This window comes from Pseudomonas fluvialis (genome assembly GCF_014207935.1).
Lineage (GTDB): Bacteria > Pseudomonadota > Gammaproteobacteria > Pseudomonadales > Pseudomonadaceae > Aquipseudomonas > Aquipseudomonas fluvialis_A.
On record NZ_JACHLL010000003.1, the window covers coordinates 68030 to 83285 of the forward strand.

13 protein-coding genes are annotated in these 15256 nt (G+C 66.0%); 3 read left to right on the plus strand and 10 right to left on the minus strand.

Features of this window, described 5'->3' with window-relative positions:
* Positions 1-69: 69 nt before the first annotated feature.
* The gene (locus HNP49_RS09315; RefSeq protein ID WP_184682646.1) at positions 70-1464 is read right to left on the minus strand and encodes a transglycosylase SLT domain-containing protein; all 1395 of its coding nucleotides are present in this window, start codon (positions 1462-1464) and stop codon (positions 70-72) included.
* A 331-nt stretch (positions 1465-1795) separates the two neighbouring features.
* Between HNP49_RS09315 and HNP49_RS09320 the strand changes: the two genes are divergently transcribed.
* Both HNP49_RS09320 and HNP49_RS09325 read left to right on the plus strand, forming a co-directional pair.
* Positions 1796-2617: a TatD family hydrolase gene (locus tag HNP49_RS09320; RefSeq protein WP_184682648.1), complete on the plus strand. Its 822-nt coding sequence runs from the start codon at positions 1796-1798 to the stop codon at positions 2615-2617.
* A gap of 155 nt (positions 2618-2772) precedes the next feature.
* Complete coding sequence (locus tag HNP49_RS09325) at positions 2773-4239, plus strand: methyl-accepting chemotaxis protein (RefSeq protein WP_184682650.1); 1467 nt, start codon at positions 2773-2775, stop codon at positions 4237-4239.
* Positions 4240-4278: 39 nt separating this feature from the next.
* Here the strand turns inward: HNP49_RS09325 and HNP49_RS09330 are convergent, their stop codons facing one another.
* The 6 genes from HNP49_RS09330 to HNP49_RS09355 all read right to left on the minus strand — a co-directional run bounded on the left by HNP49_RS09330 (position 4279) and on the right by HNP49_RS09355 (position 10216).
* Entirely contained in the window at positions 4279-5076 is a 798-nt protein-coding gene (locus tag HNP49_RS09330; RefSeq protein WP_184682652.1) for an acyl-CoA thioesterase II, read from the minus strand.
* 128 nt (positions 5077-5204) lie between these two features.
* Positions 5205-5930: a CHAD domain-containing protein gene (locus tag HNP49_RS09335; protein ID WP_184682654.1), complete on the minus strand. Its 726-nt coding sequence runs from the start codon at positions 5928-5930 to the stop codon at positions 5205-5207.
* Positions 5927-7927, minus strand: coding sequence for a DUF3488 and DUF4129 domain-containing transglutaminase family protein (locus HNP49_RS09340; RefSeq protein WP_184682656.1), 2001 nt, complete (start codon positions 7925-7927; stop codon positions 5927-5929). The genes HNP49_RS09335 and HNP49_RS09340 overlap by 4 nt, the downstream gene beginning before the upstream one ends.
* A complete protein-coding gene (locus tag HNP49_RS09345) occupies positions 7924-8886 on the minus strand; it encodes a DUF58 domain-containing protein (RefSeq protein WP_184682658.1) in 963 nt (320 codons plus the stop codon). The genes HNP49_RS09340 and HNP49_RS09345 overlap by 4 nt, the downstream gene beginning before the upstream one ends.
* Positions 8887-9804 (minus strand): MoxR family ATPase, encoded by a 918-nt coding sequence (locus HNP49_RS09350; RefSeq protein WP_184682660.1) that lies wholly within the window; start codon positions 9802-9804, stop codon positions 8887-8889.
* A gap of 136 nt (positions 9805-9940) precedes the next feature.
* Positions 9941-10216: a hypothetical protein gene (locus HNP49_RS09355; RefSeq protein WP_184682662.1), complete on the minus strand. Its 276-nt coding sequence runs from the start codon at positions 10214-10216 to the stop codon at positions 9941-9943.
* Positions 10217-10316: 100 nt separating this feature from the next.
* Here HNP49_RS09355 and HNP49_RS09360 point away from each other — a divergent pair, with 100 nt between their 5' ends.
* Positions 10317-11300: a patatin-like phospholipase family protein gene (locus HNP49_RS09360; RefSeq protein ID WP_184682663.1), complete on the plus strand. Its 984-nt coding sequence runs from the start codon at positions 10317-10319 to the stop codon at positions 11298-11300.
* Positions 11301-11321: 21 nt separating this feature from the next.
* Here the strand turns inward: HNP49_RS09360 and HNP49_RS09365 are convergent, their stop codons facing one another.
* The 3 genes from HNP49_RS09365 to kdpC are packed head-to-tail and all read right to left on the minus strand — an operon-like array spanning position 11322 to position 15240.
* On the minus strand, positions 11322-12014 hold the full coding sequence (locus tag HNP49_RS09365; protein ID WP_184682665.1) for a response regulator: 693 nt from the start codon (positions 12012-12014) through the stop codon (positions 11322-11324).
* Complete coding sequence (locus HNP49_RS09370) at positions 12011-14668, minus strand: sensor histidine kinase KdpD (protein WP_184682667.1); 2658 nt, start codon at positions 14666-14668, stop codon at positions 12011-12013. Before HNP49_RS09370 ends, HNP49_RS09365 begins: the two co-directional genes overlap by 4 nt.
* The gene (kdpC, locus tag HNP49_RS09375; RefSeq protein ID WP_184682668.1) at positions 14665-15240 is read right to left on the minus strand and encodes a potassium-transporting ATPase subunit KdpC; all 576 of its coding nucleotides are present in this window, start codon (positions 15238-15240) and stop codon (positions 14665-14667) included. The genes HNP49_RS09370 and kdpC overlap by 4 nt, the downstream gene beginning before the upstream one ends.
* Positions 15241-15256 lie beyond the last annotated feature (16 nt).

The following is a 15256-nucleotide window of genomic DNA, read 5'->3' on the forward strand; positions in this document are numbered from 1 at the left end:
AGACAGCTTAGATGCGGCTAATCGATATAAAAAGCGCAAAAAATTCCGTAAAAATATCGAATTAATTGATTATTTATGCACGACTCGCGGCTCCAGCACATCGCGCTCCCGATCGAAAGCCAGGCGGTACTTGTTGACCGCTGCCACATAGCTGACCGGCCCCATGCCGACCTGTTCCAGGGCAATCCGCTCGACCTGGAAGAACCAGCGATCGGCATCCAGCCCGCGGCGCCTGGCTTCGGCGCGCAGACTCTGCACCCGCTGCGGGCCCATGTTGTAGGCCGCCAGGATGAACGCCAGGCGCTCATCCGGATCGAGGCGCGGATTGGCAAAAAAACTGCGGCGGATCTTTGCCATGTAGCGCGTTGCCGCCTGCACATTGCTGTCCAGTGCCGCGATATTGCCCACCCCCACACTGCGAGCTGCCGCCGGGGTGATCTGCATCAGCCCGCTCGCCCCGTTGGCACCCCGCGCAGCCGGGTTGAGGCTGGACTCCTTGTAGGCAATGGCCGCCAGCGCCAGCCAGTCGAAATCCTGCTGGGCGGCATACTTCTGCAACACCGGCCGGACCTTTTCCAAACGCTGGCGATCGGCACGGTTGAGCGGGTAATGCACCTTGTACGAACGCCGGTAGACCCGCTGAAACGCGCTGTCCTGATCCGCAGGCGCGCGGTAATCCTCCAGAAACGCATCCAGGCTGGCGCGCAGGGTCGGTGCATCCGGCCGCACGTACCAGTTGAGATCGCGGCGGTTATCCAGCACCAGATGGCGGTCGATACGCAGGCGCGGCAGCACCTTGCTCCAGCGCTCGGCCAGCGGTTGCTCCACCGCGCTGTAGTTGTAGATGCCGGCCTGGACCATCTCCAGCACATCTTCCACGGCCAGCGAATCGTCCACCCACTCGATCATCAGCGGTGCCAGCTTGCGCTCGGCCAGTTGCTGGTTGATCCGCCGTACCGCCTCCACCGCCGCACTGCCGCGCGGCAGCGCCAGGCTACGCCCGGCCATATGTTCGAAGCGCAGGTTGCGCCGCACGCCCTGGCGAGTCACCACCACCAGCGGCACCGCCTCGCGCAGCGCCTGGCTGGAACTGACATGAATGGCCGCCTCGCTCTGCAACAACTCGCTGCTGGCCACCAGATCCCCATCACCACGCTGCAGGGCCTTGAGCAGGTCGGTTTTGGGCCGCGGCAGCAGTTTCAGGCGCAGGCTGCCCTGCTGGCGCTGATTGAGGTAGCGCTCGAATGCCTTGAGCCGGTGGTACTCCCCGCCCACCGCCTGGCCACGCACTTCGCCAGAGCTGGCACGGCTCTCGTTGACCAGCACACGCAACTCGCCGCTGCGCCGGATCTGCGCCAGATCGCGCGCCGCCGGACTGTTCCAGGCCTGCTGCGGATCGGCCAGGCGCGCGCTGGCCGGCATGCACAGCAGCGCCAGCCAAAGGCCCAACAGAATTCTCAGCAACGCGGCGCCTGACCGGACAGGCTGGGCATAAGCCGGACCACTGCGGCCGGGGTGAGTGATGCAGTCATAGACGAATCCGTTGGTGACACATCGGTTGAGCGGCGCCTGAGTTGAACGCCACAGCACATGAATATCGCGCGGGTTGCAGCAAACCGAACTTGGCGCTTGGCGCCAAGCGCCAGCTGAGACCACCGCGGGGCGCGGAGGTTCGCACAGGCCCTGACGACTGCCAAGCCGGACCGCTGCAAACCCCGGTAAAATCGCCGCCATAAGCCGTGACTGAGCGTCTTCTGCCGTCACCTGAAACCGCCCCAAACAGCTCAAGGCCACCATGCAACTGATCGACATCGGCGTCAACCTGACCCACCCCAGCCTGGCCCGCGAAGCCTCGGCCGTCCTGCGCCGAGCCCGTGAGGCAGGCGTGGTGCAACTGCTTCTGACCGGAACCTCCCTGAGCGAAAACGAGGCAGCCCTGCGCCTGTGCGAGGAACTGGACGAGTCCGGTCAGCAGCTGTTCAGCACCGCCGGCGTCCACCCACACGATGCCAAAGAGTGGAGTGCCGACAGCGAACGCCAGCTGCGCGACCTGCTGCTCCAGCCCCGCTGCCGCGCCGTCGGCGAGTGTGGCCTGGATTTCAACCGTGATTTCTCGCCGCGCCCGCAGCAGGAACAGGCCCTGGAGGCGCAACTGCAACTGGCCGTAGAGCTTCAACTGCCGGTGTTTCTCCACGAACGTGAAGCCGATACCCGCCTGCTGGCCATCCTGCGCCACTACCGCGACCAGTTGCCCGCCGCCGTGGTGCATTGTTTCACCGGCGAGCGCCAGGCCCTGTTCGCCTACCTCGATCTGGACCTGCACATCGGCATCACCGGCTGGATCTGTGACGAGCGCCGTGGCACCCACCTGCACAGCCTGGTCAGCAATATCCCGGGCAATCGCCTGATGCTGGAAAGCGATGCCCCCTACCTGCTGCCCCGCACCCTGCGCCCACGGCCGAAAAGCGGACACAACGAGCCGGCCTACCTGCCCTATGTGCTCAGCGAAGTGGCTCGTCACCGCGGCCAGAGCGAAGCCGAGCTGGCCACGCAGACCACCGCCACCGCGCGCCGCTTCTTCAACCTGCCCGACTGGTCAGAAAACAGCCAGGAATGATTCTCGCTGCTGATCTGGCTCAAGGTTTTGTCGGACACGCCGCTACAGAATGCGACCCTTGCGCGGATGGCCTTTTGCCAGCCGGCACAACAGTGCTGCATGGTCAATAATCAACTGGCTTTGCCTCGTCATCGGCCGCCACACAAGGGCACACCATGAATGCTTGGCTGCGTAATCTTTCGCTGAAGTACAAGTTCTGGGCAGTCAATGCCGTCTCATTCGCCACCACCCTGCTGCTGGTGCTGTTTGCCCTGCACCTGGAACAGCAGAATCTGGCTGACCAGCAACAAGCCCAGCTCCAGCAACAGGCCAGCCTGCTCGCCCAGTGGCCGACCAGCAGCCCGCTGCCCAATGAGACCAACCTCAAGCGCCTCGACCAGAGCTGGCCAGGCGAGTTGCCTGCCAGTCTGCGCCAGAGCCGTGGCTGGCAGGACCTGAGCCACGACAGCTTGCTGGCCAGCCAGCCCCTGATCGGTGCCCAGTTGTTCGAACGGGGCAACGAGCGCTATGCCCTGCTGGGCTACTCGCCGTCCATGCTTGACCTGCTCGGTCAGCACTTTCTGGCCTACGCACTCTGCGTGTTCATTCTCATGCTGATGCTGCTGGCCAGCTCGCAGATGCTGATCCACTTCATCCTCAGTCACCTGCACCGCCTAAAGGACGCCATGCTGCATGTGGAGAAGACCGGCGATGTGAATATCCGCGTCAGACTCGACTCGCGCGATGAAGTCGGTCAGATGGCCGGCGCCTTCAACGCCATGCAGACCGGTTACCAGCGTGTCGGCAGCACCGTGGCCGAGGCCGCCGCGCGTCTGGACGAACAGGCCAGCCTGCTCGCCGCGCGCATGAAGGATATGCGCAACGGCATGCATGGCCAGCAGCAGACCACCGACCAGGCGGCCAGCTCGATTGGCGAGATGACTTCCAACGTGCACGAGATTGCCCAGCACGCCGCGTCCACCCGTGACCAGTCGCAACAGGCCCACGAACTGGCCAGTGCCGGCCAGCAGGCCGTTCAGCTGGTGGGGCAGTCGATCTCCGGGCTGTCCGGCGGCGTGCAGGAAACTGCGCAGATGATCCAGCGCCTGGCCGAAGACAGCCAGAAGATCAGCAGCGTGGTCAGCGTGATCCACGGCATCGCCGAGCAGACCAACCTGCTCGCGCTCAACGCCGCCATCGAAGCGGCCCGCGCCGGTGAGATGGGCCGCGGCTTTGCCGTGGTCGCCGACGAGGTACGCAACCTCGCCCGCCGCGTGCAGGACTCCACCGACGAAATCACCCAGATGATTCAGCAGCTGCAGAGCGGCACCCGCGATGCCGTGGAATTCATGCAGGACAGCTCGCTGAAAGCCGATGACTGCGTGCGCCAGGCCGATGAAGCCGGCGCCGCGCTGAGCAGCATTGCCGACGCGGTGTCACAGATGCGCGACAGCAATACGCAGATCGCCACTGCCGCCGCCCAGCAGACTCAGGTCGCCGCGGAAATGAACCGCGCGGTGCTGGATATCCGCGATGTCACGGTCAAGAGCGTGCAGATGACCCACGACTCGGCGGAAACCAGCGACGCCCTGGCGCGCCTCTCCACCGAGCTGACCCGGGCCGTGCAGCTGCTCAAGCTGTAACGCTTCCAGCCTGCGCCCGGGCCGGGCGCAGGCCGGGCTTCAGGCAAACACAGTCACCGTCTGCCGGCTGATCGCCAGCAGCTCGCCTTGCGGACTCCAGAATCCCGCCGCGATATGCCCGTAGCCATCCCGGGCATGCTCGATCTCCGCGCGGTACTGGCACCAGTCCTCGCCACTCATCGGCACCAGCGGCTGCATGAACTCAATGGTCCAGGTCAGCGAACTGCCCGGTGCCGGCTGACGCAGATGCGGCAGCAGAGCCGGCGGCCAGGCATCAACCAGGCCCAGCAGATGCGCTTCGTCCAGATGCTCCTGCGGCAACTCCTCGCGCAGCCGTACCCAGCCGCCCATGGTGCGCGACGGGTTGTTGCTGAACGGCATGCCGCCTTCGGCCCAGCGCAGCGCCAGGTGCTGGGTGAACTCCGGCGTCACCCCTTTGATGTAGGGCATTTCCTGCGACTGCTCGGGTGGGCTCATGGCCGGCGCGGGCAAGGCCTCGACGGCCAGCACCGACTCGCGCGGCGCACCGAAGCTACCCTGCACCAGAGCCACAACCTGGCCATCCTGAATGGCCCGCCCGAGCATCTGGCTGACCGCCTTGCCCTCGCGCAGCACCTCGGCCTCGACCTGGGCCGGCACGCCCGGCTGCAAGGGGCCAACAAAGGTCACCGCCAGCGAACGCACCGGTCGCCCCGCCGGCACCTTGCCGCGCATGGCGGCAAACACCAGCGCCGCCACCAGCCCGCCAAAGGCCGCACGCCCCTGCCCCCAGTTCTGCGGCACAAGGATATGCTCCGGCGACTGTTCGGCCTGGGCGATCAATTGGGAAAAATTCACGGACCTACTCCCCTCTGCTGATTCGGCATGCTGATGGGCATGTTGATTGGATATGGCGTGCGCTACGGTGGCACCGAGCTGAGCCTATGGTCAATTATCCAGACAGTGAATACTGGGCAAGATGATCGCTAGTGCAACCGCCTGGCCAGCTGCTGCAAGACCTCCGGCAAGCTCGTGCTCAGTTGCACCAGCTCCACCTGCCAGCGCTGCTGCAAAGGCTGCAGCGCGGCCACGCCCTGGGCCAGCTCCAGCCAGCGCTGGCGATCATGCCAATCGCCAAGCAGCACCTGCAGGCGGCGCAGTTCGCGCAACTGGCGAGGCCGGATCGGCCGGTCGCCTGGCAGCAATTCGGCGCTGTAGCGCACCTGTTTGATCAGCAGGCGCAGGCGATGCCAGTCAACTGAATCGCCCTCCAGCGCCTCGCACAAAACCTGCCACTGCCGCCGGCGAGTCTGTGCCAGATGCCGACGCAAGGCCTTGTCCTCGGCCAGCAGGAGCTGCTGCGGCCAGACCTCCAGCTCCGTCTGCAGCTGTTGCAGCAAACCCGTCTGCTGCAGCCAGGCAGTGGCTTGCGCCAGGCCGATCCCTTCCCCGCCCGCTCCCGGCGGCAACTGCGCGGCCAGCACCTGATAATCACGCAGCACCCCGGACACCCGCGCACAGGCCCGCACCCGCAGGCGCAAGGATCCGCTGATTTCCGTCGGCAACAGCCGCAACAGGGCATCCAGGCTACGCAGGGCAATACGCAGGCGATGCAGGGCCTCGTCATCGTCCTCCCGCAACTGCTGCGCACTCAGATGCAACTGCGCACTCAGCCGCAGCACCTGAACAAGCAGCCGACCACATTCGCTCATCGCGTAGTTTCCCCATCGTCCAGCCGGCTCAGGCGCCAGGGCAAGGCACGGCGCAGCGCGCGCAACTGCTGCGCCAGTTGCCCCTTGTCCGATGCAATGCCGGCATAGCGCTGCACTTCGAAGCACTCGGCAAAGCCTTCGATCTGCCGCGCCTGCTGCGGTAGAACCAGAGCAGCGCGCCGGGCATAGTCACGAGCGCCTTCACCCGGCCGGCGCGCCACCCCATGCCGGGCCAGCAGGCGTTCGAAGCGCCGATAGACACGCTGCTGAGCATCCAGGCGCTGCTGCCAGGGCTTGAGCAACAGCAGCGCCATCAGCAGGCCTAGTAACACACCACCGCCGCCCAGCACGATCACCAGGCGCTGGATGTCCCACTCGCCAAACCAGCGCTGCAGCAATCCCAATTGCTGTTCGCTCTGGTAGCCCAGTACCCAGCGCTGCCAGCCATAGTTGAGATTGTCCCAGGCCAGGCGCAGCTGATTGAGCAGGGCCACGTCGCGGTAGCGCAAGGGCGACAGCGGTGAATCCTCGAGGAAGCTGCCCTCCTCGGCCAACGCCGCCTCCAGCCCCTGCTCGATACGCTCGGGGGCGACGGCAAAAGTCGGGTCGACGCGCTGCCAGCCACGCTCCGGCAGCCAGTACTCGACCCAGGCATGGGCATCAAACTGATGCACCTGCACATAACCACCCTGGCGGTTGAACTCGCCGCCCTGATAGCCCGCCACCACCCGCGCCGGAATTCCCGCCGCGCGCAGAACGAATGTGGCCGCACCGGCATAGTGGGCGCAGAAGCCGCGACGGCTGTCGAAGAGGAAGGCATCGACGGTATCGCCGGACAGCGTCGGTGGCTTGAGGGTGTAGAAATACTCGCCCTGGTTGAAGCGCGTCAGCAATGCCGCCACCAGCTGCTCCGGGCGGGCATAGCGGGCCTTCAACTCAGCCGCCAGTTCACGGGCCCGCGGGTTCCCCGCCGGCAACTGCAGCGCGCGACGCTGCTGCGTTGGACGCAGCTCGGGATCACGCACCACCTGCGGCCAGGAGCTGACGCGATAGAGCAACGGCTGCTCCACCGGACTGACATTGACCAGGCGGTAATCACTGAGCTGACGAGCACCCGGCAGGTCGGTTCGCGCCGTGTCGAGTGCGAACAGCCAGCGCTGCAGGCTGGGCTGCATGAGAATGCTGTAGCTCAGGTTCTGGCCTTGCGCTTGCCAGCTGTCAGTGGCCAGCACGGGCAGATCAGGCGTCTGCGACCAACGCCGGCCATCGAAATGTTCCAGGGTCAAGGCACGCCAGTACAGCTCGCTACGCGGTGGGGTGGCACCCTCGAAGCTGGCGCGGAACACCGGCTCCGGCGAGCGGCCCAGATTGGCGATATCGCCGGGCGTCATGCTTTCAGCCAGCCCGGAAATGCCCTTGCTGCCGGGCTGCGGCAGTGACCACAGGGGCCCCAGGCGCGGGAAGAAGACAAACAGCAACAGCATCAGCGGCAACGACTGCAGCAGCAATTTGCCTGCATAGCGCAGGGTCGGCCAAGGCTGCATGGCCAGTCGGCTCTGCTGCAGGCCGACCATGGCCGCCAGCAACGCCGTCACCGGTAGCACGCTGTACAACGCACTAAGCATCTCGCTGTCGAGCAGGTAGGCGGTGACCACCGCGAAGAAGCCCAGGTAGATCAGCACCAAGGCATCACGCTGGGTTCGCATCTCCACCAGCTTGAGTACGAAAGTGGCCATCAGCAGTGCGGTGCCGGCCTCCAGGCCGATCAGGCCGCCGCGCGACCAGAACACCCCCGCTGCCGTGGCCAGTATCAGCGCCGCCTTGGCCAGGCCATTGGGGTAGCGCGCACGCATGCGGAAAATCTGCAGACGCCAGGCCGCACAGAAGGCCCACAGCCCGGTGAACCACAGGGGCAGATGAGCCAGGTGCGGCAGGATCACCAGTGCCTGGGCTACCAGCAGCCAGATCAGGCTGATGCGCGGGATCGCCGGGGTCATGCCGAAGCGCTCCCGAACAACGCCAGCGCCTTCAGGCAGGCCTCTCGGTGGGCCGCGCCGGTCGCCGGCTCCAGGCGCGAACCCGGTAGATTCAGACCAAAGGCCTGCTGGCGCTGGTCCAGGGTCAGCACCCAGTGACAGAGCAGGCTCAGGCGAGCCTCCACATCGCCGCCGAGGCTGCTGAAATCCAGCCACAGGTCACGCCCGGCCAGCTGGGCAAAATCCTTGACCAAAAGGCCCTGGCCGCGCGAATAGGCCTTCCAGTCCAGGCGCCGGCGCGAGTCGCCCGGCTGAAACGTGCGCAACCCCTGAAAATCATCGGCGCCACGACCGACGATGCGCTGGCCCTCGTCCTCGTCTTCCAGCCCCACCTGGGCGGCCAGCGGCAGATCACCTGGCAGCGGCTGCGGATAGACCAGCACCGCCTGGTCCAGGTCGACCCAGCTCCAGGCCACCAGCAGGCCCAGCGGGAAACGGCTCTCCACCCGCAGGCGCTCGGCGCGCAACCAGCCGCGGCGGCTCGCGGCCAAGGGAATTTCCAGGAGGGCCTGCCCCTCGGCCGGCACATCGGCGATCTGCAGCGGCGCCGGCGGCCAGCCACAGGCAATCGCTTCGTGGACCTTGCCGCGGCTCTCCAGGCGCAGCTGGAATCGCGCCTGCTCACCGACGAACACCGGCGCCACGCCTGCGGCCTTGATCATCAGCCCGGAGAGATTGCGGTAGGTGTGCAGCATGGCGGTGTGAAACACCGACAGCAGCAGGAAGGTGAGGCCATAGGCCAGGCTGTTCTGGTAGTTGATCCCGGCCAACAGCATCAGCAGTAGGACAACGCTGAAGGCCAGGCCGCGCGGCGTAGGCAGGATGAAGATGCGCCGCTGATTGAGCTGAACCGCCCGCGCCGGCGGGATGCGCCGGTTCAGCCACTGCCGCCAGCGCTGGCGGTAAGCGTCCCTGAACATCTAAAGCGCCGGCACTTCACGCAGCAGCCACTGCACCAGGGCGCTGCCGCCATGACCACTGGGATCGGCGCGCTCGCGCAGACGGTGACCGGCCACTGCCGGCAACACTGCCTGCACGTCTTCGGGAATCACATATTCACGGTTGGCCAGCAGCGCCCAGGCCCGGGCCGCATTCAACAGCCCCAGCGCGGCCCGTGGCGACAGGCCCCAGGCGAACTGCGGCTGACTGCGGGTCGCCTCGACCAGGCGCAGCACGTAGTCGATCAGGGCATCACTGGCATGTACCTGCTCAACCAGTTGTTGCAGCTCTGCCAGTTCGCGGTGGCTGAGCAGCGGTTCCTGGCGACTGAGCATGGCTCGCCTCCCCTGGCCCTGAAGCAGGGCCTTTTCCGCGGCGTGAGCCGGGTAACCCAGCGACAGGCGCATGAGAAACCGGTCCAGCTGGGACTCCGGTAAGGCAAAGGTGCCGCTCTGGGTCACCGGGTTCTGCGTGGCAATGACGAAGAAAGGCTCGGGCAGCGGCCGGGTGGCGCCCTCGATGGTCACCTGCCCTTCCTCCATGGCCTCCAGCAGCGCGCTCTGGCTTTTCGGCGTGGCGCGGTTGATCTCGTCGGCCAGCACCAGTTCGGCAAAGATCGGCCCGGGATGGAAGGTGAACTGCCCGGACTCCTTGTCGAACACCGAGGTGCCGAGAATATCGCCGGGCAACAGGTCGGAGGTGAACTGAATGCGCTGGAAGGACAGGCCCAGCACCTTGGCCAGGGTATGACTGAGGGTGGTCTTGCCCATCCCCGGCAGGTCCTCGATCAGCAGGTGCCCCCGCGCCAGCAGGCAGGCCATGGCCAGCTGCACCTGGGGCGCCTTGCCCAGCACCACCTGATTGACCGCCTGCAGACAGGCATCCAGCTTGTTGCGCATCATCGACTCCCGAATGCGGTGACAGCCGGCCGGCTGCAAGGTCAGCCAGACTAACCGCTTGCCGGCAGGCGGCCAAGGCGCAGCAATGCGTGCTTACAACCTAGACGGGGCAGCACGCACGCCGCTCAATCGAGGGTCAGCGACCGGCGCGGGACTCGCGGATATAGAAGCGCGCCTTCTCGGCGTCCTCCAGGCAGCCGTCATAGCCCTCGAACTGCTGCTGGGTCTTGGCGGCGGTGAGCAGTGACAGCGCCTTGGAGTAACTCACCGTGCCGGCGAAGCCTTCGGCCTTGGCCAGGTCCAGTTCCTTCCAGGCGAAATCAAGTGCATAGGCGCAGTTATCGCGATTGACGGTCTTGCCGGCGCAGCCGGCGACAGCCAGCAGCGTGGCCAACAACAGCATCTTGTACATACCGACCTCCGGTTTGGATTGTTCATCCCAGTCTAGCCAGCACTTGGCCACCTGCCTGTGGGCGAGTATCGTCGGCGCCTGTTTTCAAGGGGGATGCACGGTGAGCAAACGAATTGCCCTGGTGCTGGGTTCCGGCGGCGCACGCGGCTATGCCCATATCGGCGTGATCGAAGAGCTGGAAGCCCGCGGCTACGAGATCGGCTGCGTGGCCGGCTGTTCCATGGGCGCGGTGATCGGCGGCATCTACGCCGCCGGCAAGCTGCCACAGTACCGCGAATGGATCGCCAGCCTGGACTACCTGGACGTGCTGCGTCTGCTCGACGTCAGCTTTCGCCTGGGCGCCATCCGGGGCGAAAAGGTGTTCGGCAAGATGCGCGAAATAGTCGGCGACATCGACATCGAAGACCTGCCGATTCCCTACACCGCCGTGGCCACCGACCTGACCAACCAGCAGGAAATCTGGTTCCAGGAAGGCTGCCTGCACCAGGCCATGCGCGCCTCGGCGGCCATCCCCAGCCTGTTCACCCCGGTGATCCAGGGCAACCGCATGCTGGTCGATGGCGGCCTGCTCAACCCGCTGCCGATAGTGCCGGTGGTGTCCAGCCACTGTGACCTGATCGTGGCGGTCAACCTCAACTCGGCCAACCAGAAGCACTACAGCCTGCCGGTGATCGAACGTCCGCCGGCGCTCAAGGGGCGCATGGACACCATGATGGAAAGCCTCGGCAGTCGCCTGGCCTTCCTCAAGCGCAGCGGCGGCGAGGAGGAAGAGGACGACAGCACGGCGACCCTGCTCAACGCGCCGGCTATCGTGCCCAGCCAACCGCTGCGCTCGGCCAGCGGCAGTCAGGTCAGCGACAGCATCGGCCCGGCCTCGTTGCTGGAGCTGATCAACCAGAGCTTCGAGACCATGCAGACCTCGCTGGCGCAGTACAAGATCGCCGGCTACCCGCCGGATGTGCTGATCAACATCCCCAAGCGCGTCTGCCGCTTCTTCGAGTTCTACAAGGCCGAGGAACTGATCCTGCTTGGCCGGCAGATCGCCCGCGATACGCTGGACAAGTACGAGCGCGACAACGCCTGACGGGTTGCAGGCAACAGGCTGCTAGGGCTGCTCTCGCAGGCGATAACCAACCCCGGCCTCGGTCACGATAAATGTAGGCGCCGCCGGGTCGTCACCGAGTTTCTGCCGCAGATGACCGATGACGATGCGCAGGTAGTGGCTGTCCTCGGCATGACTGGGTCCCCAGACATCCTTGAGTAACTGTTGCTGTGTGACCACCCGGCCCAGGTGCCGGGCCAGCAGCGCCAACACCGCGTACTCCTTGCGAGTCAGGGCGACTTCCTGTTCTGCCAGCTGGACCCGGCGATAGGCGAAGTCCACCAGCAAGCCTCCCGTCCGGACCTGTGCGACCGGCAACTGATCCGCCAGCCCCTGGCGTAGCAGTACACGGACACGGGCAAGGAACTCCTGAATGCCAAAAGGCTTGGTCACATAGTCATTGGCGCCGGCATCCAGCGCCTGCACCTTCTCCCCCTCACCAGCGCGTACCGACAGCACCAGCACCGGCACCTGGCTCCACTCGCGCAGCTCCCGCAACACCTGCTGGCCATCCAGATCGGGCAACCCCAGATCCAATACCACCAGATCGGGTCGCCCCAGTGCCGCCTGTTCCAGCCCTTCACGCCCACTACCCGCTTCCAGCACGCGGTAGCCCTGCGCGCACAGGCTGATGCGCAGGAACTTGCGAATCTGCGCTTCGTCGTCAATCACCAGAACGCTTGGGGCGGCACTCACTGATCGTCCTCACTGGCTAACGGCGGCTGCGCGGTCAGGGGCAGGTGCAATACCAGCGTAGTGCCTTGGCCATCCAGACCCTCGCTCACCGTCACCCGTCCACCATGTGCGCCCAGCATGCCCTGGCAGATGGCCAGACCCAGGCCGGTTCCCTGCCCGCCTCGGTCGCCCCGGGCGGCGGTATAGAACATGTCGAAGATCTTCTCGCGCTCGTTCAGCGGTATCCCCGGCCCCTGGTCACTGACGGCGATGCGCAACTCGTCGCGATCTGCCGACACACTCACCCGGATGCGCCCGGAAGCAGGCGAAAAGCGCGCCGCATTGTCCAGCACGTTGACCAGCGCCTGTTCGATCAGCGCCGCGTGCACATAGAGCAACGGTAACTCACGTGGCAATACCGTCTCGACCTGCAGCGGTCCCAGCACCGCGCGCAACCGCTGCAAGGCACTGGAGACGATATCGGCCGGCGCCACCCAGTCACGTGCCAGTTTCAAGCCACCATGGCCCAGGCGGGTCATGTCCAGCAGGTTCTGGATATAGCGGTCCAGCCGCTCGGCCTCGTCGCGTGTGCCTTCGAGCAGCTCGCGGCGATCGGCCAGGGGGATCTGCTCGCCCAGGGCCAACAGACTGTCAATCGAGCCACGCATTGCGGTCAGCGGTGTACGCAGATCATGGGATACCGACGCCAGCAGCGCACTGCGCAACTCCTCGGTCTGACCATGCAGACGCGCGGCCTCCAGCTCCTCGGCTAGCTGCGCACGTTCCAGCGCCTGGGCCAGCGGCTGACCGAGGGCCGCAATCAGCCGACGCCGTTCGCCCGGCAGTGGCTGGCCATCACGCGGCTGCACCCCGAGCAGCAGCAGCGGGCCCTCCTCGCCGGCCAGCGGCAGCCACCACCAGCGCCCGTTAGGCAGCGTATCGGTGCCCAGGCCGGCCGCCTGCTCATGCTGCCAGGCCCAGTCGGCGGCGGCGCGCTCCTGATCGGCGAGCAGGCGCTGGACGCCTGCTTCGACTTTCCACACCCCGTCGCCATCGCGTGACAGCAACGCCACCTCCAGCTCGCTCCAGGCGCAGAACTGCTGCTCGGCGGCGGCCAGCACTGCGCGGCGGTCAGTGGCGGCGGTGAGCTTGCGCGACAGATCCAGCAACGCAGTGGTTTCGCCCTGCGCCTGGCGCAACGCCTCCAGCTGACGACGCTGGCGGCTGGCCAGGTTACCGGTCAGCCCCGCCATCAGCAGGAAGAACAACAGGGTCAGCACGTCCTCCTGACGTTCGATGGTCAGCGACCAGGTCGGCGGTATGAACAGAAAGTTGTACGCAAGGAACGACAGCCCCGCACAGGCCAGCGCTGGCCCCAGGCTGCTGCGCACCGCCACCAGCAGCACGGCGGCGAGGAACACCAGGGAGATATTCGGCAGTTCCAGCACGCGCGACAGGCCCAGCGCCAGCAGCGCCGCTCCGGCGGTGGCCGCCAGGGCCAGGCCATAATCGCCCAAGCGCGCCTGCGCCTGCCCCATATGCCGCACCGGGGAAGGCTCGGCCTCGGTATCCAATACGCTGATTTCAAGGCCCTGCCCAGCAGCCAACAGACGCTCGCCCAGGCCTCGGCCGAACCAGCGACGACGCAGCCGCGCACGACTGCGTCCTACCAGAATCAGGCTGGCACGCCGCTCACGAGCGTGCTCCAGCAACGTCTGCGCCACCGAATCGCCACGCAGGGTGACGACCTCTCCGCCCAGGCGTTCTGCCAGTTGCTGAGCGGCCTGCAGACGGGCACGGTCGTCCTCGCCCTGTGGCCTGCGGGTATCCACGTGTACCACCGACCACGGCAGATGGCGGCGCTCGGCTACCCGACTGGCATGCCGCACCAGTCGCTCGGCCTGGGCATCGCCCTCGATGCCCAGCAGCAGCCGGCCCAATACAGTCGGCGCGGCCTGGCCCTGCAGGCGGTAGCGGCGATTGAGGTCGGCATCCACCCGTGCGGCAGCCGTCTGCATGGCCAGCTCGCGCAGGGCGGTCAGATTGGTCTGACTGAAAAAGGCATCGATGGCCGCGCGTGCCTGTTCGGGGACGTAGACCTTGCCATCACGCAGGCGCTCCAGCAGCTCGCGCGGCGGCAGGTCGACCAGCTGGATCTCGAAGGCTTCCTGCAGCACCCAGTCGGGCACCGTCTCGCGCACCTGCACGCCGGTGATGTCCTGCACCCGGTCATTGAGGCTTTCCAGGTGCTGCACATTGACCGTGGTGTAAACGTCGATTCCGGCTTCCAGCAGCTCCTGCACATCCTGCCAGCGCTTGGCATGGCGACTGCCAGGCACGTTACTGTGAGCCAGCTCATCGACCAGCACCAGTGCCGGCGGGTTCTGCAGGAGCGCATCGAGATCCATCTCGACCATTGGCACGCCGCGGTACTCCAGGCGTTTGAGTGCCTGCTGCGGCAAACCGACCAGCAGCGCTTCCGTCTCGGCCCGCCCATGGGTTTCCACCACACCGGCGCGCAAGTCGACGCCCTGACGCAACTGCCCGTGCGCGGCCTGAAGCATGGCGAACGTCTTGCCCACGCCAGGGGCCGCGCCCAGAAAGACTTTCAGGCGACCGCGGCCTTCACGGGGCAAGTCGGCCAGCAGGGCATCGGCTCGTACCGCATCACTCATTGAACAGGCTCATGGCGTATGGAGGGCGAATTGTCCTGCAGGGCCAGATTCAGCGCCAGTACGTTCACTACCGCCGGCCCCACCAGCGGCCGCTCGGCATGCTGTTCAATCAGGCGTTCCAGTGCCGCACTGGGCAGTTGGCGCGCCTTAGCGATACGCGATACCTGCCAACGCGCAGCCTCGGGTGACAAGTGCGGATCCAGGCCGCTGCCGGAAGTGGTGACCAGTTGCATGGGCACGGGGACAGAGCTCTGCTCGCCGAGGGCGATGGCGGCCTGACCGATGCGCTCGGCCAGTGCCGGATTGCTGGGAGCCAGGTTGCTGGCACCGCTGGCGACGGTCGCGAAACCGGCGGCCGAGGGGCGCGGCTGGAACCACTGCTCGCCCTCGAAGTTCTGCGCCAGCAAGGTGCTGCCGACCACCTGGCCCTGGGCATCACGCACCAGACTGCCGTTGGCTTGCGCGGGGAAAACCAACTGGGCGATGCCGGTGACGGTCAACGGATAGGCTACGCCTGTCACCAGGGTCATGAAGGCCAGCACACCGATGGCCGGACGAAGTTGCTTGAGCATGATGTTTCTCCAGATT

Excerpts from the sequence above, each read along its gene's own strand:
- HNP49_RS09320 (WP_184682648.1), top strand. The coding sequence starts at position 1,796 with ATGCAACTGATCGACATCGGCGTCAACCTGACCCACCCCAGCCTGGCC.
- HNP49_RS09325 (WP_184682650.1), top strand. The coding sequence starts at position 2,773 with ATGAATGCTTGGCTGCGTAATCTTTCGCTGAAGTACAAGTTCTGGGCA.
- HNP49_RS09335 (WP_184682654.1), bottom strand. The coding sequence starts at position 5,930 with ATGAGCGAATGTGGTCGGCTGCTTGTTCAGGTGCTGCGGCTGAGTGCG.
- HNP49_RS09340 (WP_184682656.1), bottom strand. The coding sequence starts at position 7,927 with ATGACCCCGGCGATCCCGCGCATCAGCCTGATCTGGCTGCTGGTAGCC.
- HNP49_RS09345 (WP_184682658.1), bottom strand. The coding sequence starts at position 8,886 with ATGTTCAGGGACGCTTACCGCCAGCGCTGGCGGCAGTGGCTGAACCGG.
- HNP49_RS09350 (WP_184682660.1), bottom strand. The coding sequence starts at position 9,804 with ATGCGCAACAAGCTGGATGCCTGTCTGCAGGCGGTCAATCAGGTGGTG.
- HNP49_RS09355 (WP_184682662.1), bottom strand. The coding sequence starts at position 10,216 with ATGTACAAGATGCTGTTGTTGGCCACGCTGCTGGCTGTCGCCGGCTGC.
- HNP49_RS09370 (WP_184682667.1), bottom strand. The coding sequence starts at position 14,668 with ATGAGTGATGCGGTACGAGCCGATGCCCTGCTGGCCGACTTGCCCCGT.
- kdpC (WP_184682668.1), bottom strand. The coding sequence starts at position 15,240 with ATGCTCAAGCAACTTCGTCCGGCCATCGGTGTGCTGGCCTTCATGACC.